At 52.7% G+C, this 19,901-nt stretch carries 14 protein-coding genes; 4 read left to right on the top strand and 10 right to left on the bottom strand.

Annotated features, from left to right (window positions below):
- Positions 1-15 precede the first annotated feature (15 nt).
- From brnQ to phoB, 5 genes are all read right to left on the bottom strand, one after another.
- Positions 16-1,335 (bottom strand): branched-chain amino acid transport system II carrier protein, encoded by a 1,320-nt coding sequence (brnQ, locus tag EDC54_RS01050; protein WP_132452392.1) that lies wholly within the window; start codon positions 1,333-1,335, stop codon positions 16-18.
- 487 nt (positions 1,336-1,822) lie between these two features.
- Positions 1,823-2,929 carry a cobalamin-independent methionine synthase II family protein gene (locus tag EDC54_RS01045; RefSeq protein WP_132452390.1) on the bottom strand — a complete coding sequence of 369 codons (1,107 nt, stop codon included), beginning with the start codon at positions 2,927-2,929 and terminating at the stop codon, positions 1,823-1,825.
- A gap of 242 nt (positions 2,930-3,171) precedes the next feature.
- Entirely contained in the window at positions 3,172-4,110 is a 939-nt protein-coding gene (locus EDC54_RS01040) for a PstS family phosphate ABC transporter substrate-binding protein (protein WP_132452388.1), read from the bottom strand.
- A 14-nt stretch (positions 4,111-4,124) separates the two neighbouring features.
- On the bottom strand, positions 4,125-5,447 hold the full coding sequence (phoR, locus tag EDC54_RS01035) for a phosphate regulon sensor histidine kinase PhoR (RefSeq protein WP_132452386.1): 1,323 nt from the start codon (positions 5,445-5,447) through the stop codon (positions 4,125-4,127).
- A 26-nt stretch (positions 5,448-5,473) separates the two neighbouring features.
- On the bottom strand, positions 5,474-6,163 hold the full coding sequence (phoB, locus tag EDC54_RS01030) for a phosphate response regulator transcription factor PhoB (protein WP_132452384.1): 690 nt from the start codon (positions 6,161-6,163) through the stop codon (positions 5,474-5,476).
- 288 nt (positions 6,164-6,451) lie between these two features.
- On the opposite strand from phoB, the gene sbcD reads away from it, so the two are divergent.
- On the top strand, positions 6,452-7,678 hold the full coding sequence (gene sbcD, locus EDC54_RS01025; RefSeq protein WP_132452382.1) for an exonuclease subunit SbcD: 1,227 nt from the start codon (positions 6,452-6,454) through the stop codon (positions 7,676-7,678).
- Entirely contained in the window at positions 7,675-11,358 is a 3,684-nt protein-coding gene (locus tag EDC54_RS01020) for an SbcC/MukB-like Walker B domain-containing protein (protein WP_132452380.1), read from the top strand. The genes sbcD and EDC54_RS01020 overlap by 4 nt, the downstream gene beginning before the upstream one ends.
- Positions 11,359-11,361: 3 nt before the next feature.
- Here EDC54_RS01020 and mak read toward each other — a convergent pair whose 3' ends face one another.
- A complete protein-coding gene (gene mak, locus EDC54_RS01015) occupies positions 11,362-12,273 on the bottom strand; it encodes a fructokinase (protein ID WP_132452378.1) in 912 nt (303 codons plus the stop codon).
- A gap of 213 nt (positions 12,274-12,486) precedes the next feature.
- Between mak and rdgC the strand changes: the two genes are divergently transcribed.
- Positions 12,487-13,416: a recombination-associated protein RdgC gene (rdgC, locus tag EDC54_RS01010; protein ID WP_132452376.1), complete on the top strand. Its 930-nt coding sequence runs from the start codon at positions 12,487-12,489 to the stop codon at positions 13,414-13,416.
- Between the two features lie 206 nt (positions 13,417-13,622).
- Here the strand turns inward: rdgC and ppnP are convergent, their stop codons facing one another.
- The 4 genes from ppnP to EDC54_RS00990 all read right to left on the bottom strand — a co-directional run bounded on the left by ppnP (position 13,623) and on the right by EDC54_RS00990 (position 17,985).
- Positions 13,623-13,907 carry a pyrimidine/purine nucleoside phosphorylase gene (ppnP, locus tag EDC54_RS01005; protein WP_132452374.1) on the bottom strand — a complete coding sequence of 95 codons (285 nt, stop codon included), beginning with the start codon at positions 13,905-13,907 and terminating at the stop codon, positions 13,623-13,625.
- 138 nt (positions 13,908-14,045) lie between these two features.
- A complete protein-coding gene (gene aroL, locus EDC54_RS01000; protein WP_132452372.1) occupies positions 14,046-14,567 on the bottom strand; it encodes a shikimate kinase AroL in 522 nt (173 codons plus the stop codon).
- A gap of 517 nt (positions 14,568-15,084) precedes the next feature.
- Complete coding sequence (locus EDC54_RS00995; protein ID WP_196238425.1) at positions 15,085-16,134, bottom strand: type II asparaginase; 1,050 nt, start codon at positions 16,132-16,134, stop codon at positions 15,085-15,087.
- A 204-nt stretch (positions 16,135-16,338) separates the two neighbouring features.
- Positions 16,339-17,985 (bottom strand): multidrug ABC transporter permease/ATP-binding protein, encoded by a 1,647-nt coding sequence (locus EDC54_RS00990; RefSeq protein ID WP_132452370.1) that lies wholly within the window; start codon positions 17,983-17,985, stop codon positions 16,339-16,341.
- An 812-nt stretch (positions 17,986-18,797) separates the two neighbouring features.
- Here EDC54_RS00990 and pelI point away from each other — a divergent pair.
- On the top strand, positions 18,798-19,853 hold the full coding sequence (gene pelI / locus EDC54_RS00985) for a pectate lyase PelI (protein ID WP_132452368.1): 1,056 nt from the start codon (positions 18,798-18,800) through the stop codon (positions 19,851-19,853).
- The last annotated feature ends 48 nt before the right edge of the window (positions 19,854-19,901 follow it).

The raw sequence follows: 19,901 nt of genomic DNA, 5'->3' as shown, positions 1-19,901 counted from the left end.
GGACATTACATACGATTATTGATGTACCGTCACTTCCTGACCGCCACAAAATCTGTCGTAAATCACTGCCGCCAGTAAAACCAGCAGCGACGGCGGCAGCCACGCCAGCCCTTGCTCATTGAGCGGCAGGCGGAGACTCCATTCTGGCAACATCGATGCGAAAGCCGATGATTTTATACCATCTATCACGCCGAACAATAGACTGATTAACATGACCGGTGCCACAATGCGCGAACGATTATTCCACCAACGCAGTGTAAAACTCAATAAAACCAGAACGATACAGGGTGGATAGATTGCCGTCAGTACGGGAATAGAAAGTTGAATCAGATGGCTCAGCCCAAGATTGGACACCACCATGGAAAACACACCGAGCACAAACACCAGCGTCCGGTAGGACAAGGGTAAATACTGAGCAAAGAATTCAGCACAGGCGCAGGTCAGGCCGACGGCCGTTACCAGACACGCAATAAAGATGAGCAACGCCAGGAAATTGCTTCCCATATTGCCAAACGTATATTGCACATAGGCATGAAGGATCTCGGCTCCGTTTTGCGCCTGCGGCACCAGTGAACTACTGACAGAGCCAAGCTGGAACAGGCTCAAATAAACCAATGTCAGACCAACGCCCGCAATGAGCCCTGCCCACACGGTATAACGCGTGAGCAGCGCAGGGCTTGCCACGCCGCGCGAACGGGCCGCGTTAACGATCACAATACCAAAGACCATCGCGCCCAGCGTATCCATCGTCAGATAGCCGTTTACAAAACCATTAGAGAACGGCAGATGCTCATACGCTTCTGTCGCCGGAATCGGCGTACCGGCTGGCCATATCACCGCGGCAATGCCCAGCACCCCCAGCGCAATGATCTTCAGCGGCGCCAATACATGGCCGACCGTATCCAGCAACTTGCCTGGGTACAGAGAAATCGCGATGACAATAGCAAAGTAGATCAGGCTGTAAATCAGCAGCGGGGACGCGCCATTGCCAAACAGAGGCGCAAGACCGACTTCAAACGAGACGGTGGCGGTACGCGGCGTCGCAAACAGCGGCCCAACGGCCAGATAACACACGGTTGCCAGAACAACGCCCGCCTTTTTACCTATCGGCGAGCTTAGCGCATCAACACCGCCGCCGACACGGGCAAGCGCGATCACCGTCAGTACCGGCAGCCCAACCGCCGTCAATAGAAAACCGGTCGCCGCAGTCCACACGTGCTCTCCCGACTGCAAACCCACCATAGGCGGGAAGATAATATTCCCCGCCCCAACGAATAAGGCAAAGGTCATAAAACCTAATGCCACAATGTCCTTGGACGCTAAACGATGACTCATAGTGATGTCGTGTTGCCTGTATAAATCGATAAAAAGAAAACTGTGCCATTATCACCACCAGCAATCGTTCACAAAGAGGGAGAAGAATGACGCCAACACCCCGGCGATTCGAAAGATGGCGGGCTTTATATGGGAGTTAATTTTCGCACAGCTACATTGGGGGCTAAGTAAAACGTTTATAGCGTAAAAAGACAAGTGGAGATCGAAAAACCAGAGTATATTACCTAATCGGCGACAAAAATCAGAATATAAATTGGTTTATCATGTTTTACATAACACATGATTTGTGCATTTATTGATACTTCATTGCAAAAAGACTGAAATAAAAAGGGATAAAATGCGCTTTTCGGTCATAAAAAACGCATATCGTATATAAGCGCGCCTTAGCCGGCACTGGCTGAATGGGCAAGCGCACCCATAAAAAAAGCCGGATCGCACGATCCGGCCTTCTCATTACCGATGCTGTCAATTCAGCGTTTTCGCGTCGTCACCACACGCGATGAGCGATATCCGCCACCAGCTTTAACTTGTTCCACTGCTGCTCTTCCGTCAGGCTATTGCCTTCTTCCGTTGACGCAAAGCCGCACTGCGGGCTCAGGCAAATCTGATTAATATCCACATATCTGGCGGCTTCTTCGATACGTGCCTGTACGACGTCAGCATCTTCCAGCTCACCGTTTTTCGTCGTGATCAATCCCAGCACAACCTGCTGATGACCCGGCTTCACAAAACGCAGCGGTTCAAATCCACCGGCTCTCTCAGTATCGTATTCCAGGAAGAACTCATCAACGTTGACTTCGCCAAACAAAATTTCCGCAACGGGTTCATAGCCGCCTTCGGAAATCCAGGTCGAACGGAAGTTACCGCGGCACACGTGCAACCCCACCACCAGATCGGCGGGTTTATCCGCCAGCGCTTTGTTCAGAACATCGGCATAAATCCGCGCCAGTTGGTCTGGATCCTCACCACGCTCGCGAATTTGACGTTTTTGATCATCAGAGCACAAATAAGCCCAGACGGTATCATCCAGTTGCAGAAAGCGGCACCCCGCATCATAAAACGCGTGAATAGCATCCCGCCAGGTTCGTGCCAGATCGTCGAAATAATTCGCCAGATCAGGATAAACCGTTGCATCAATCGCTTTGCGTCCGCCGCGGAAATGCATCACGCTGGGGCTGGGGATCGTCATTTTAGGCACCGCATCACCGCAAATACTTTTCAGATACCGGAAATGATCAAGCATCGGGTGCTGAGGATTGAAGCTGACTTTATCAACCACCCGGATGGAATGGGATTTCGTCTGAACACCGTTAAACTGGATACCCTGATCAGCTTCATAGCGCTCTACCCCGTGCAGATCGGCGAAAAAATCGAAATGCCACCAGGCACGACGCAGTTCACCATCCGTCACCACCCGTAAACCCGCTTCACGCTGTTTTTCTACTATGCGCAGAATCTCGCGATCTTCAATATTACGCAGTGCCACATCATCAATCTCGCCTGCCTGATGCTGAAGGCGCGCCTGCTTAATCGCGGTTGGGCGCAAGAAACTGCCGACGATATCAGCACGGAAAGGGGGAAATGTGTTTGCCATATGTCACTCCTGACAGCTCGCCAGCACAATCTCCAATGGGGTAAACAGGCTGGCTGATAGTTTCGCTAGGAAATATTTGCCCAAAGAGATAGTTACGAAAATGCACACCTAGCCATCTGGACGTCCAAATTGGAGCTATCCTGTCATGCTACTCTGAGCAGGGCAATGGAAGAATTTTCACGTTACATGAATAAATTTCAAGTAACGTGAAAATTTTGCAAATTTGTGTGGGGAAACGCGGATTATTCCGCCAGACCAAGCTGCCGACGCGCGAGCCGGCGTGTCTCTTCCGGCAGCGGTAAATAACCATCCTTATTCACCAGCGCTTGCCCGCTCTCAGACAACACCCGGCCTAAGAATGCCGCCGTCAGGGCTTCCAGCGGTTGTCCCGGAGGCTTATTCACATAGATGTAGAGATAGCGCGTATAGGGATACAGGCCGCTGCGAATATTTTCGGTCGAGGGATAAATATAGTTAACACCCTGTGCGGCTAACGGCACCATCTTCACACCGCTGGTACGAAACCCCACGCTGGCATAACCGATAGCGTCAGTTGACGCCGCAACCGCCTGCACCACCGACGCCGAACCGGGCAGCTCATTGACCTGTGGCAGAAAATCGCCGTGGCAGAGCGCTTTTTGTTTAAAAAACCCATAGGTTCCGGATGCCGAATTTCGTCCATAGCGCAGTAAGGCACGTTTTTCCCAGTGGCCGCGCAGCCCCAACTCCCCCCATCGTTTTATCGGACGAGGGCTGCCGCAACGCTGAGTAATCGAAAAGATGGCGTCTAACTGCGACACATTCAGCCCGGACAGCGGGTTGTCCTGATTAACCAACACCACCAGCGCGTCCATCGCGACCGGCACGGCCAGCGGGGGATAGCCATAATGCTGAACGAATGCCTCAATTTCGCTGGCCTTCATTGCCCTACTCATCGGGCCAAGCTGCACCGCGCCGGATGCCAGAGACGTCGGCGCAGACGAGGATCCCGCCGCCTGAATCTGTAAATTCACATTAGGGTAATGCTGGCTGAAATCCGCAGCCCAAAAGGCCATCAGATTCGCCAGCGTATCCGACCCCGCGCTGGAGAGGTTGCCCGCCAGCATCTGGCGAGGCTGGGCAGCGCCAAACGCACTGAACAGCAATAAAAAGACGCCTGCAATATAGGTGGCGGTTCTCATGAATAGCGTTTCCGTCAGGCTGAAGGTTTCACCGTATTTTCAGCCAGAGAGAAGGGGACAATCAACCGGTTAGGCAAGGTAAAGACAAAACGCGAGCCCTGTCCCTCCTCGCTGATGATTTCCAGACGTGATTCATGATGGTTGAGCGCATGCTTAACGATAGCCAGCCCTAAACCACTGCCGCCCGTCTGCCGCGAGCGCGCCTTATCCACCCGATAAAAACGCTCGGTCAGGCGTGGCAAATGCTCTGCCTCAATTCCCGGCCCGTTATCGCTGACCTGAAACTGAGCCCCCTGAGGGATCTTTTGCCAGCAGACTTCGATACGCGTTCCCGTTGGCGTGTGGTTAATCGCGTTATACACCAGATTTGACACGGCGCTGCGCAGTTGTTCTTCATTACCAAATACACGAAGGGTCTCATTCACGCGAAAGATGATCTCATGACGGCCCTGACTGAGCGCCTGTGCTTCACGTTGCAGTACGCGTAACATCAAGGGGATATCCACTTTCTCGTTCAGATCGATCGCCGTCGCGCCTTCAATCCGTGACAATGTCAGCAGTTGTTTCACCAGCCCATCCATGCGTCGGGTCTGCTCCTGCATGGTATTCAACGCTTTCCCACGCAATGCGCTATCCAGCGTTTCTTCCTGCATCATTTCCAAATACCCTTGTAATACCGTCAGCGGGGTACGCAGCTCGTGGCTCACATTGGCAAAAAAGTTACGTCTTGCGCCTTCAAGCTGGTGCATTTGTGTAATATCGCGCGCCACCATCAGCAATTGCCCTTCGGAATACGGCATCACGCGAAATTCAACATGGTGGGCATTATTCAACTGCAAGGTGAGAGGACGGCTAAAATCCTGATTTTTCATGTAATCGCTGAATTCAGGGTAGCGCAATAAGTTAAGGATATTCTGGCCATTATCTTCCGGCCAGCGAAAATTCAACAGGTGCTGCGCCAAATGATTACACCAGAAGATCGTTCCTTCCTCCGTTGTCATCACTACGGCATCCGGCAAGGATTCGGCCCCGCTACGAAACCGCTTGATTAAGAGCGCCAACTCACGGCGGCGACGGCGGTTACGTAACTGCATCTGATACAGCCCGTAAAACAGCGGCTCCCAGCTCCAACGTCCGGGAGGGGGCGTCATACTGCGATCAACCCACAGCCAGTAAGAGAGTTTTAACTGGTTATAAAAATTCCAACAAAGTAATACGACGACCGCAGCCAACAGAAACCAAGGCAAATGACCAAAGATCAGCCCCAGCAGCGCGGCGGGAAGACAAAAAAAAGCCAGCTCCAATGCCAGCCTTTTCCAGGATAAACGTTCTAGCACGTTAATATTTCTCCGAAACTATCGCCTCAGTAACGCGTTGAAAAACGGTACCCCGTTCCCCGCACTGTTTGCACCATTTTATCGTGCCCGCTGGTTTCCAGCGCCTTACGCAGGCGTCGAATATGGACGTCGACGGTTCTGTCCTCCACATAAACATTAGTGCCCCACACGTGATTCAGCAACTGCTCCCGGCTATAAACACGTTCAGGATGGGTCATAAAGAAATGTAACAACTTAAACTCCGTCGGCCCCATATCCAGCGCATGTTCTTCCGTCGTTACACGGTGGGAGGAAGGATCGAGACTCAGGCCGCGCATTTCAATCACCTCTTCGACGGCCATCGGCGAAATACGACGCATAACGGCTTTGATACGCGCCACCAGCTCTTTGGGCGAAAACGGCTTGGTAATATAGTCATCGGCGCCAACTTCAAGCCCGCGCACGCGGTCTTCTTCTTCGCCACGCGCAGTCAACATCATCACGGGGATATCACGCGTCAGCGCCTCGCGTTTCATGTGTTTGATGAATTGCAGACCTGACCCACCCGGCAGCATCCAGTCCAATAACACCAGTTCCGGGAACGGCTCTGACAGCTGAATCACCGCGCTGTCATAATCTTCGGCTTCAACTGGCTGATAACCATTTTGCTCCAGTACAAAGCAGACCATCTCACGAATTGGCGCTTCATCTTCCACGACTAATATGCGTTTTGCCATTGTTAATCCTGTCGTTAATCATCGTCGCTGTTAGCAGGCGATAGGCATTATGCGTCAGTTTTATGACAGATTTATGAAAAACACGCACTCCCGCACGCGCCCTTTATTACAGCACATACACGCCATTTTTCGAGCGGCTTTCTAAACTTGTTGACGCAGTAAAGGCCGCCACTCTCTCTTTAACGTATATAATCACGGCATTGCGATTACGGGCGCGATGGCGACGACGAAACACAAGGCAACCTCACTCGATGCCAGCGCCAGCAACACGAAAATTGAGAGAACGCGATGCGTATCATCCACACCGCCGATTGGCACTTAGGACAGTATTTTTATACCCAAAGCCGCGCCGCTGAACATCGGGCTTTTCTACACTGGCTGATCGCTCAGGTGGAGGAGCATCAGGTCGATGCCATTATCGTGGCGGGCGATATTTTTGATAACGGCTCGCCCCCTAGCTATGCGCGGGAAATGTACTATCGCTTCGTGGTCGCGCTACAGCACACAGGTTGCCAGCTCATCGTGCTTGGCGGCAACCACGATTCCGTCGCGATGTTAAATGAATCCCGAGACGTGCTGGCCTGTCTGAACACGCGAGTCATCGCCTGCGCCAGCGACGCCCCCTCCGAACAGGTGATCGTGCTGGAAAACCGCCGGCGACAGCCCGGCGCCCTGCTCTGCGCTATCCCGTATTTGCGCCCGCGCGATGTACTGACCAGCAAAGCCGGGCAATCCGGTGATGAAAAACAGCTGGCGCTACAGGAAGCCATTACCGCGCACTACCAGCAATGCTATCAGTTGGCCTGTAAAAAGCGTGACGAGCTTGGTCTGCCGCTACCGATTATTGCCACCGGCCACCTGACGACGATAGGCGCAACGGCGTCTGAATCCGTGCGCGATATCTACATCGGCACGCTGGATGCGTTCCCCGCTCAGGCATTTCCTCCCGCGGATTACATCGCCCTCGGCCACATCCACCGCCCGCAGAGAGTGACAAAAAGTGACCATATCCGCTACAGCGGCTCGCCCATTCCACTCAGTTTTGATGAGCTTGGCAGCGAGAAGTCCGTTTGTCTGGTCAGTTTTACGCCGGGAGCGCCGCCACAAATCGACCTGCTCCCCGTTCCGGTAACCCAACCGATGCAGCTCATTAAAGGCACCCTGAGCGACATTGAGCGACAGTTGACCGCTTTTCAGCATTATCAGGGCGACAAACCGGTCTGGCTGGATATCGAAATCAGTACGCAGGACTACCTGAACGAGCTGCAACAACGCGTTCAGGCGATGACCGAAAACCTGCCTGTAGAAGTCCTTTTACTGCGGCGCACGCGCGAACAGCGCTTGCAGGCGCTAATCCGGCAGGATAAGGAAACCCTGAATGAATTGAGTGTCCATGACGTTTTTGAACGTCGTCTGGCGATGGAGACAGAAATGGAAGACGGCCGCCAACAGCGCGTGCGATCGCTGTTTAATCAGGTGATTGATGAACTGGAAAATAGCGAGTCAGCCAAATGAAGATTCTCAGCCTGCGCTTAAAAAACCTCAATGCGCTGAAAGGGGAATGGAAGATCGATTTCACACAGGCGCCATTTTCCAGTAGCGGCTTATTTGCAATAACCGGCCCAACCGGCGCGGGAAAAACCACGCTGCTGGATGCGATCTGTCTGGCGCTGTATCACGAAACGCCGCGGTTAGGCCCGCTTTCCACCGGCAGCAATGACCTGATGACCCGCAACACGGCGGAGTGCCTTGCCGAGGTAGAATTTGAAGTTAAGGGTATCGGATACCGCGCCTTCTGGAGCCAGCGCCGGGCAAGAAACGCACCGGACGGCAACCTGCAAGCGCCCAAGGCTGAACTTGCCCTGATTGAGGGCGGTAAGATCCTGTGCGAAAAGCTTAACGACAAGAAAGAAAAAGTGGCACAGATTACCGGACTGGATTTTGGCCGCTTTACGCGTTCCATGATGTTGTCACAGGGGCAATTTGCCGCTTTCCTCAACGCGAAAGCCGATGATCGTGCGGCGCTATTGGAAGAGTTAACCGGTACGGATATCTACGGTCTGATCTCCCTGCGCGTTTTTGAAAATCATAAACAGGCAAGCGCGGTACTCGACATGCAGCGAGCGCGCGTATCAGGCATTCAACTTTTAACCGGCGAGCAGCGTCAACAGATAGAAATACAGCTTGCCGGGCTAATCCAGCAGGAGCAACGGTGCAACGTCGAACGTGAGCAAGCGCTGACTACGCTGCGCTGGTTCGAGCAGTTGGCGCAGCAACAAACACAGTTGACCCATGCGCAGGCCCGACACGCCAATGCGGAGTCCGCCATTCAACAGGCGAGGCCACAGCTCGACAGATTAGCCGCCAGCGAACCGGCAGAAAAGCTTCGACCACTGTATGAAGAGCGCGAGCGCCAGCAACAGGAATCTCGCCAGCTCTCTCAGTATATTGAACAACTGAGCGGGAAACAGACGGCCGAGCAAGCGACGTTAGCGACGCTGCGCCAGCAGGAAGAAAAGGCGGAGCGGGATGTCAACGCACACAAACAGGCGCGCCTGCAACAGGAACGGTTGATAAACGAACGCGTGGTGCCGCTCGATCACCGCATTGCTACGCTGGAGCAGCAGAAAACCCAACTGCAAGATGAACTGGCGAAAACGCAGGCACGTCTGGAGGCCGACACGCGCAGGCAGTCGCAGACAGCGACGGAGCAACAACAGGTTGAGCAGCGACTTGCGCAGATCCACGCTTACCGTCAGCGGCACGCGACGCATCAACAGTGGGGAGAACAGCTTCCTCTGTGGCGCGCGCAGTTTCAGCAGCTGACCCCGCTCCAGGACGAACAGCAGCAACTAAGCCAGAAGCAGAGGCAATACACGGAGCAATTGGCAACGCTACAGCGCGAGGCCGAAACGCTGGCAGCACAACGGCATGAACAAAACGTCGAGGTCGATGCGACCCGTCGGCAATTCACACGGCTTGAAGAAACGCGACAAGATCTGGAAGCGACTCAGCCGCTTTCCACACTGCACCAGCAGTTTAATCAACTGACCGATCGGCGAAATGCTCGCCAAAAGCTGGCCATTGCCAGCGATCAGTTTCAGCGTCTACGTGTCCGCAAGCATCAGCTCATAACCAGACAAACAGAGGTGCGAGCACAGATTGAGCAAGCGGAAAGTGAGCAGAAACAGCGACAGTCTGAGTATGAGCAACACAACCAGCATTTGGCCGATCTGGAAACGCTGTACCGGCAGGAAGAGCAGATCATCAGGCTGGAAGCCGAAAGACAAAGACTACAGGCTGGCGCCCCTTGTCCGCTGTGCGGTTCGACCGAACATCCGGCTGTCAAACGCTATCAGGCGTTGCAATCTTCGCAAACCGAACAGCGCCTGCTCGCCAAACGGCAGGAGGTCAACCGGTTAGCAACCGCACTGGCCAACATCACCACACAGTTGACCTTGTTCCAACAGCAGTCGGCGCAGCTACAGCGCGACATCGATCAGCATGACAGTGAGTATCAAACTTGTCTGCAATCGTGGCGAGATGTCAGTGAACACTTACAAGTTAACTATTCGCCGGAACAAGCGGATGAGGTCGAGTCATGGCTTGCGCGCTGTGAAACAGATGAGCAGGACATCCGACAGCAAATATCAGCACGTGAACAGCAGCAAAAGCAATGGCAGGAAAGTAAGGATTCACTGACGGTTGCAGAGGCATCGCTGCGGGAGCTTGACCAGAAAATCTTGCTGAATGCCGAGCAGCAAAACACGCTCAATAATGCGCTGACGGAAATGGCACGGTCACGACAGGGGATACAACAGCGCTTAACGCAATACCATCAGGATATGACGCAGACGCTCACCGCGTTAGGGCTGACGCTGCCGGATGCCGATAGACAGAATGACTGGCTGGCTCAGCGAGATAGCGAATGGCAAGATTGGAAAGCCAAAGAACAGGAACTGTCGCGGTTAATCCCGCAGTTGGCAACGCTGGAAAGCGACCTTCAGCACCTGAATCACAACCTGAACGAAGCGATGCAACAGTGCCAGGCGCAACAACAGCAACGGGATCGACACATCGCGCAACTTGAGGCAAGCCGTCAGGAACGGAGGGCGCTTTTCGGGGAGAAAAGGATCGCAGACGTTCGCGAACAGTGGCAGCAAACCAGCCAGCAGTATGACGATACGTTCCGGCTGGCCCAGTCAGCTCGTCAGAAAAGCGAAACCGCGTTGAGCCGCCTGACGGGAGAACGAGCACGCACGCAGCAACAGTATGAACAGAGCGTGAGTCTGCATCAGCAGGCGATAGCGCGCTTTCATCAGGCGTTGCAACACAGCGACTTTGCTGATGAAACGGCTTTCCTCAATGCGTTGATCGATGAGCAGGAACGTCTGGCGTTACAGGCACTGAAAGAAAAACTGAACCAAGACTTACAGCAAGCGGTGGCGCTTCTCCGGCAGGCTGAACAGGCACTGTTCGCGCATCAACGCAATCAGCCCGCCTCACTGACGGAAGACGTGACGCGGGAATCGCTACAGCAGCAGTTGACAGCGCAGGATGAAGCGCTGAAAGCCAACCTGCGCCAGCAGGGGGAAATACAACGCCAGTTGGCTGACGACCGACAGCAGCGCCAGAACCAGCAGGATTTGCTCGCCGAGATCGCCCAAAGCCAGCAAACTTATGATGACTGGAGCGAACTCAACCGGCTTATTGGTTCACAAAGCGGGCACAAATTCCGCACATTTGCGCAGGGACTCACGCTGGACCATCTGGTTCACCTTGCTAATTTACAGCTTTCTCGCTTGCACGGACGCTACCAGTTGAAACGGAAGCTGGGAGAGAAACTGGAATTACTGGTGATAGACACCTGGCAGGCTGAAGCCGAACGCGACACCAAGACGCTTTCTGGCGGGGAGAGCTTTCTGGTTAGTCTGGCGCTGGCGCTGGCGCTGTCCGATTTGGTCAGTAACAAAACCAGCATTGATTCCCTGTTTCTGGATGAAGGCTTCGGAACGCTGGATACCGAAACGCTGGATATAGCACTGGACGCGCTTGATAACCTGAACGCCACCGGCAAAACCATCGGCGTCATCAGCCACGTCGAAGCGATGAAAGACCGCATTCCGGTACAAATTAAAGTGCAGAAGATCAACGGACTGGGTATCAGTCGGCTGGCGCCACACTACGCGGTTTAACCGCTATTCCGTCTTCGGCCATAGCCAGGCGGCGCCGCGCACGCCGCTGGAATCACCGTGTATGGCCTGAAGGACGGGCGTTGCGCACTCGCCGCCGAAAATCCACCGCGGGATGTTTGCCGGCACGGTCTGATAAAGACGGGAAACATTACTCATTCCGCCGCCCAGCACCACCACATCCGGGTCGAGCAAATTAATCACATGCGCCAGCGATTTCGCCAGACGATGTTCATAACGCTGCAAAGCCCGCTCCGCGATGGGATCGCCCTGCTCCGCTAAAGCGATAATCGCCTCCCCTTTGCGTGCCTGCCCGCTCAGACGCTGATAATCCACGGCAAACCCGGTGCCGGAGATAAAGGTTTCAATACACCCCGATTTGCCACAGTAGCAGGGAACCGTCTGCCGATAGTTCAGTTCATCTTCATCCATCCAGGGCAGCGGGTTATGTCCCCATTCGCCGGCAATGCCATTGCCGCCCACTTGAACCTGCCCGTTTAGCGCAATTCCTGCCCCGCAGCCGGTTCCAAGGATCACAGCAAAAACGGTCTGCTTCCCGGCTCCGGCGCCGTCAACCGCTTCCGAAACGGCAAAACAGTTTGCGTCATTAGCTATCCGAACAGGGCGATTCAGCAATGCGGCGAGATCGCGATCCAGCGGCTGACCGTTTAGCCAGATGGAGTTAGCGTTTTTTACCTTGCCGGTAAACGGCGACAGTGTGCCCGGGATCCCCACGCCGACGCTGCCGCGACAACCGGTCGCCTTTTCCGCCAGCGCAACCAGCGAGCTAATCGTACGCAATGTTTCCCGGTAATCATTCCTTGGCGTCGGCATACGCTGTCTAAAGCGCTCTTTTCCCCCATCATCGAGCGCAATGACTTCTGTTTTTGTTCCACCCAGGTCGATGCCGATTCTCATGATGCCCCCACGCGTTATAAATAATTCCGGACTTGCCGGAAAATGTTCTAATACAGAAATAGTCAAATAAACCAATTCGTTATAACACGAAGCCGGACGATCAGCGCGCTGAATTTCGCTATTTTATTCCACATTGCGGCGTCGAATTCGTTATCATGCGCGCAACATTGCAACCTCGCGTGCAAACCTGCGCGCCCAGTCAGGGATAACTCCATGCTGTGGTTTAAAAATTTAATGATTTACCGCTTAAGCCGGGACAGCGCGCTGTCCAAAGATAATGTGTTATCGGCAGATGAAATGGAAAAACGGCTCAGTGCTTTTGCCTTCACCCCGTGTGGCAGTCAGGATATGATGAAAACGGGTTGGGTGCCGCCGATGGGCTCACATAGCGATGCGCTGACCCACGTCGTTAACGGGCAAATTGCCATTTGTGCGCGTAAAGAAGAGAAAATCCTACCGTCTCCCGTCATCAAACAGACGCTTCAGGCCAAGATCGAACGTCTGGAGGCCGAGCAGCATCGCAAGCTGAAAAAAACCGAAAAAGACGCGTTGAAGGATGAAGTGCTGCATAGCCTGTTGCCGCGAGCCTTCAGCCGCTTCAGTCAGGTTTGGCTGTGGGTCGATACCGTTAATGGCCTGATTATGGTCGATGCCGCCAGCGCCAAAAAAGCGGAAGACACGCTGGCACTGCTGCGAAAGACGCTGGGATCGTTGCCCGTGGTACCGCTGACGATGGAAAACCCAATCGAACTGACGCTGACCGAGTGGGTACGCTCCGGCGAACCTGCCCCCGGCTTTGCCCTACAGGATGAAGCCGAGCTAAAAGCCATTCTGGAAGACGGCGGCGTTATTCGCTGTAAAAAACAGGATTTGGTCTGCGATGAAATCGCCGTACATATCGAAGCAGGCAAGCTCGTCACCAAATTGGCGTTGGACTGGCAGGAGCGCATTCAACTGGTTTTATCTGACGATGGCTCGCTAAAACGGCTGAAATTCTCAGATACGCTGCGGGAACAGAATGACGATATCGATCGGGACGATTTTGCTCAGCGCTTTGATGCCGACTTTATTTTGATGACCAGCGAGCTGGCGGCACTGATTGCAAACCTGATTGAAGCGCTGGGCGGAGAAGCCCAGCGTTAACTGCCGTTTCTCTGTCGTTGTCCGCCATCGTTCTGATGGCGGACAATCAAGAGCTTGTCACTGAATCCGCCAGATTCGGCAATGCCCGACCACCGCGTTCAGATCTTCAGCCGGTGATTGCCGCGTCGACTGCGGCGTTAGCGGGAAAGAAAAAAGTGGTTTTCCACTAACAGGAAAAACCACTTTATCATGGGAAAATCGACTAATTATAAATACTTACATAAATAAGATGTCGGTTCGACGACCTGCAAATTGAATTCGCTTTTTCCCGGAACGAAAAAACTCTCTCCCGGAACAAACACCTGCCAGTCCGGCGAACCCGGCAGCAATACTTTCAACGCCCCGGTAATCACCGTCATTTCTTCCGGCTGCCCGGTTCCAAACGTGTATTCCCCCACGTCCATCACACCGACGCTGGCGCGGCCAATGCTGTCACCTTCAAAACCGATTGATTTGACCTTCCCTGCAAAATACTCATTCACATTCAGCATAGCGCGGCACCTATCGTCGAAAAATTCAGTAAATTCATCTTAAAAGGAGAGTCGCGCCGCTGTCACGATCTATTCATTGAAAGTTAGCGCTCAGTAACAATGACAGGGGATTATTTTGTCAGCGCCCCGCTGACCTTGCTACGCGGCCGATGAGCGTAGCGCCTTCAACACGCTTGCCACAATTTCTTCCGGTCTCTGGGCGGCGTCTATAACATGGTGGGCCAGACCGCGATAAAGGGCTTCACGCGCGGCCAACACATCGGCCATCTCTTCGGCGATCGGGCGCCCTGTCAACGTCGGCCGCTGGCTATCCTCCGGATTTTTTTCCAGACGCTGGGCCAACAGTTCCGCATCGGCATGGAGATAAATGACAATGCCTTTATCATGCATAAACCGCCGGTTGGCTTCCGCCAGCACCATTCCGCCGCCGGTCGCAATAATGCAACGATTAGACGTTACCTGCTGAAGAGCAAGGCTTTCGCGCTGGCGGAAACCGTGCCAGCCTTCCTGAGCGACGACCTCAGCCACCGTCATGTTGGTGGTCTGCTGCATAAACAGGTCGGTATCGACAAAGTCATATCCCAACGCCTGCGCCAGCTGATGCCCGACGGTTGTTTTACCGCAGCCTCTGGCACCAACCATAAAAATGGGGTGTGTCATGTAATGACGTATCCTTCTTCTTAAATCCTCCCGTTCCGCCATACTTCAAACGGCCTACACATGGCGATGCTGTCCCCGAACGACGCCGGGTATCAGTTAACGAGGGGGTGTCTACTTTGTCGTGGGCTGAATCATACCGATAAAATCGGCATTGGGGAAAGCGACTTCTCCGCGGAGATTTCACAAGGCAGCGATAAAACAAAGCCCCACACATCAAGGTGGGGCTCAGACCGTTGACAAGCCCATCACCGTTTATCGAACGGTGATAATGGAATGGAAGAGTAAAGCGTCCGCGCCAGGGACAAAAGCGTCAGGAACGCTTTTGAACGTCGCATGCGACGGCCCTGAAAGGGTGAATCTCAGGGATGAGATTCATATCTGCGCGGTTCGAGCTTACATGGACGTACTTGCAGCGTCTTTACGATCCATCCATTATCACTGCGCATCGGACTTTGTCAGCAAACTCAGCCCCACACATCAAGTGTGGGGCTTCTACACTAAAAAACCGCTCAGGCGATTAATAAGAATGGAAATACGCCTGAATGACGGCAGGATTCGTGGTCTTCGTCAGCGCCAGCATCAGTAAGATGCGTGATTTCGCCGGGCTCAGCGAATCCGAAACCAGACCGGGCAGTTCAGCATTCTCCGGCACAATCCCGCTACCGGTGCGGCTAGAGCGTACCACGACGATGCCTTTGCTTTCCGCTTTGCGCATCCCCGCATCCCCGCGTTTAGAAACGCTGCCTGCGCCCATGCCGGCATAGACAATGCCTTTCACGCCATGTTTGATGGCCGCGTCATACATGTATTCCGGGTCATCCTGATAGCCATAAATGATGTCGACCGCCGGCAGTTTATCAACATGGGTGATATCAAAGACAGAACGCGTGGTGTGGATTTTATCCAGACGAGTCTGGAAATAGACCTTATCCCCGATAATCGCGCCAAGGTAGCCTTCTTCCGGCGCTTTAAAGGTATCCAGCGTAGAAGCGTTGGTTTTGCTGATAAAACGGGCAGAACCAATGCGATCGTTTAACACCACCATGACGCCGCGACCACGGGCGTTTTTATCTGCCGCCACTTTTACTGCGCCATACAGGTTCATCGGGCCATCGGCACTGATTGCCGTTGCCGGACGCATCGCGGCGACAAAGACTACGGGCTTGTCGCTCTTCACCGTCAGATTCAGGAAGTAGGGAGATTCGTCAAGCGTATCCGTACCGTGCGTAATGACTACGCCGTCAACATCGCTGCGCGCCAGCAGTTCATTCACCCGCTTGCTCAACTTCAGCAGCACATCGCTGGTCATATTTTCGCTGCCGATACTGGCAACCTGTTCGCCTTTGATATTGGCAAGCGTTTTCAGCTCCGGCACCGCCTGAATCAGCGTTTCTACGCCCAGCGCACCGGCTTTATACCCGGTGGTTTGCGTATTGGCCGCCGCAGAACCCGCAATCGTACCGCCCGTTGCCAGAATGACAATGTTAGGGAGATTTTCTGCCGCATTCGCCAGAGAGGAAAAGCAAACAAAGACAACAACGAATAATGCGTTAAACATCCTTTTCATAACTTTTACCAACTTATTAGGTTAAGTAGCAGCTCAGAGACATCAGGTGGCTGCTTTGTAAGTAAAAACATCCATTCTGTTGGCAAATCGCCAACATTGGCGCTTATAGTGCCCCAGAATTCAACGAATTAACATAGTCTGTCGCGCTTCACGCCTGAGGTGCGCCATGGCGCACAAGACAACATACACAGACTCAGGCCTGCGCTATCGGCTAATCTGCGCCACCGCATCCCGCGAGGCCAGTTCGCGCGCCTCTCCTGTGAGTTCCGACAGCTTGCCCTGATGCATTTCGAGCAGACGGTCGGCGCGTTCAAAGTAACCATCATCATGGCTGATCGCCACTATCGTTTTTCCTAACGCCCGCAGTTGAGGCAATAGTTCAAGATAGAATACGCGGCGGAATTGCGGATCCTGATCGGCCGCCCATTCGTCCAGCAGCAAAATATCCCGCTGTTCAGCCACGGCCAGTAACAGCGCCACACGCTTACGCTGTCCCTGCGAAAGCTGTAAATTCATCACCTGATGGTTTTCCAGCGTCAGCTTGTGACGCATCTTCAAACGATCCAGCCAGTCATCGGCCAGCGCCATATCCGGTTGCGTACCCTGCGGCCCAATCATCTGCCCGAACAGATGAAAATCTGTAAAAATGGCGGAAAACAGTTTTTGATAGTCCTCGCGCGTTTCCGCGGTTACCGGCCGATCGTCCAGCAGCAGCGTCCCCGACACCGGGGTATAAAGCCCGGTCAGCAGCATCGCCAGCGTGGATTTTCCGCTTCCGTTCCCACCGATAAGGAAGACCAGCTCGCCGCGTTTTATCACCATGTTAATCGGGCCGACCTCGAAGCCGGAATCGCCATAACGAAACACGACATCGCGCAGCGCCAGCGTGTGCCAGTCAGCCGGCGCCCTCGCCGAGCGGAACGATTCCTGATAATCCGCCAAATTGAGGCCATTCAGCTTATTAAACGCCACCTGTGCGCTGAGTAACGTCGGCAATGCGCCAACCGCCTGAAGCATTGGCGTGCGCAGGAAAAGCAGCGTCAGCGAGTAGGTCGCCGCCACGTTGGTATCCGCCCAGCCGAGGTTATTCGCCATAAAAAAGACCGCGCCAATCGCGCCCAACATCATGATGTTCGACCAGTTCACCGCGCTCAGATGAAACGTATCGGCACGGATCACATGTTGACGATAATCCTGCGCGTTGGACTGATAAATCTCGTCATACAGCTTCTGAGCTCGTTCACGGTTGAGCGCCAGCTCTTTTCGCCCGTTAATCACGGTTTCATAATCTTTCTGTAGACGATCTTCCGCATTACGAACCTTGGTCAGATGGCGATAAACGCGGGAAACCAGCATAAAGCCGCCCCAAATGGTCACCAGGATCCAGATGGACGTCACCGCCAGCATTTTAGGGGAAAGCCACGCCAGATAGGCCGCCGATCCTATCGTCAGCACAATTCCCTGAATCAGTTCAGGCAGGCGTACAAACGCAATCGTGATATTACGAATATCGCTGGACAGGCTGGCGAGTAGTTGCGCACTGCCGATCTGCTCAATTCGCGCTACGTTGGTGTCCAGAATACGCTTGATAAACTGCCCGCGCAGTCGATAAACGAAATGGTGCCCTAACGTGGTTAACGCCAGTTGCGACGCCAGCGTTACCCCCATCAGGAGCAGGAGTAAACCCAGAAACTGTGGCAAAACGCTTAGTGACTGATTGACCGACTCAATCAATTGCAGGTTGATAAAGGCAATAAGCCCAATTCCCAACCCGGCACTCAGCAAACTTAGCGCGATAACGGCAAGAAACGGCCAACGGTATTGTTGGTAAACAATGCGGAGCAACGCCATAACAACTCGATCTCTGTAATGAAAGCAACGGCTCGCAGTTTAATGGCGGTGGCAGTGATATCAAGAATAATTCTCATATTCCGTCACATTTCAAACATCTTACGCCAGCCCCCTTCGTATCATAATGATAATGAAAGATATTTATACCAAGCCGGAAAACGACAGGCGCATCGCTCAGTCACCTGGCAAGCGCTGGCATTCGCTTGCCGTCCATGAATCAGCAGCCCGTCGATATGCTGAACAGGCAATCTGCATCAATGAGAAGGACAAAGCACACATAGCTCCGCGATACTGCATACCCAGCGTTACTTCATAGACATGCACCATTTCACGGTGGAAAAAATGATGAATTTCTTTTCTTAACAAAAAAGAAATGACCGTCGTTTCGTAAAATCATTAACGACGAGATAAATGAACAAATGCCAATCACATAAAACCTTACTTATGTTTCTTAGAAAATACATTCATTATTACCTTAATAAAAACATCAGAAAAAGCCAACATCAATAGAAGACAAAACCAACATAATTCCGTTACGTGAAAAATAGCAAAATAACATAAACCCACACATTAAGAATAAAAAACACCCCTATCGTTCCTTTTTAAAAAATCTAAAACAATAGCAGGAGTAGTGTTAATAAAAAAATAATAACAAAAATAAACAACCACTCAATTTATCGAATATTTATTTTTAATCATTACGCATTTTTTATTATCTATTATATAATCTCTCTTGATGCGTTGACGCCCTCTTTATTCCCCCCGCAAAAAATAAAGAGAAAAATATCTGTTTAATTTACAAGGAAAAACATATGTTTAAGTATTTAACACCGATATTTTTATGTACCGCTGCTTTTTCTTTTCAGGCCCAGGCTGATGACACCATGCTGATGCTACTGAAAAAAGATAATGCCACGTATTTAAGCTGGTCTACGGGCGCAGGTAATTTAGTTCGTCAGGATGTGTATCGCAGCACCAGTAATAACCCGGCAGGTAGTGAAAAAATCGCAGAACTCAATCCCAACGACAGAACATTTACCGATGTGACGGCAAATCCTCAGTCAGAATATTGGTATTGGGTGGATACCGTGAGCGGTAATAACAGCATCAAAAAATCCAATGCGGCACCGACGGACAAAACCGCAGAGGTTGCCGCGTTACATTCTGCCGGGCTATTGGCCGCCAGCTCAGAATGTAAAGCGGGTGCAGTCATCAAAAATAAAACCGTCGACTGCGGCGGTAAAACGCTGGGGTTACAGTGTAAAGGCGACAGCGACAAGCAGCCGCCGGTTATTACACTGGAAAACGCCAACATCAAAAACCTGCGTATCGCAGCCAATGGCGGCTCTGACGGCATTCATTGCAAATCCGGCAACTGTCGTCTTGAGAACGTGATTTGGGAAGATATCTGTGAAGATGCGGCGACCAACAACGGTAAAACCATGACCGTCGTGGGGGGGATCGCACACAACACCAAGAATGGCCCCGGCGGTAAACCGGACAAAGTATTGCAGCAGAATGCTAAAAATAGTCACACTATCGTACAGGGCAATTTCACACTGACGGGTGAGCACGGCAAACTGTGGCGCTCCTGTGGTAACTGCACCAATAACGGCGGCCCGCGTAATCTCACCATCATCAGCGCGACGGTTGACGGCGTTATCGACAGTATCGCCGGCGTAAACCGCAACTTTGGCGACGTCGCTGAAATTCGCGATATACGGATCAAAAACTATAAACCGGGTAAGCCTAAAGTGTGTGAAGAGTTTACCGGGGTACAGAAAGGCCAAGGGGAATCGCCTAAACACGGCGAGCAATGGGATACCAAGAACTGCAAAGTCAGCCGTTCAAACGTTCGCGCTCTGTAAACTTGCCGTCAGAACGCTTTTCCAAATGCTAAATCATGCAGGTTGCCG

Source organism: Samsonia erythrinae (assembly GCF_004342665.1).
Classification (GTDB): domain Bacteria; phylum Pseudomonadota; class Gammaproteobacteria; order Enterobacterales; family Enterobacteriaceae; genus Samsonia; species Samsonia erythrinae.
Note: the sequence above shows the minus strand (reverse complement) of the source record. Positions and strands in the feature narration are given on the sequence as shown.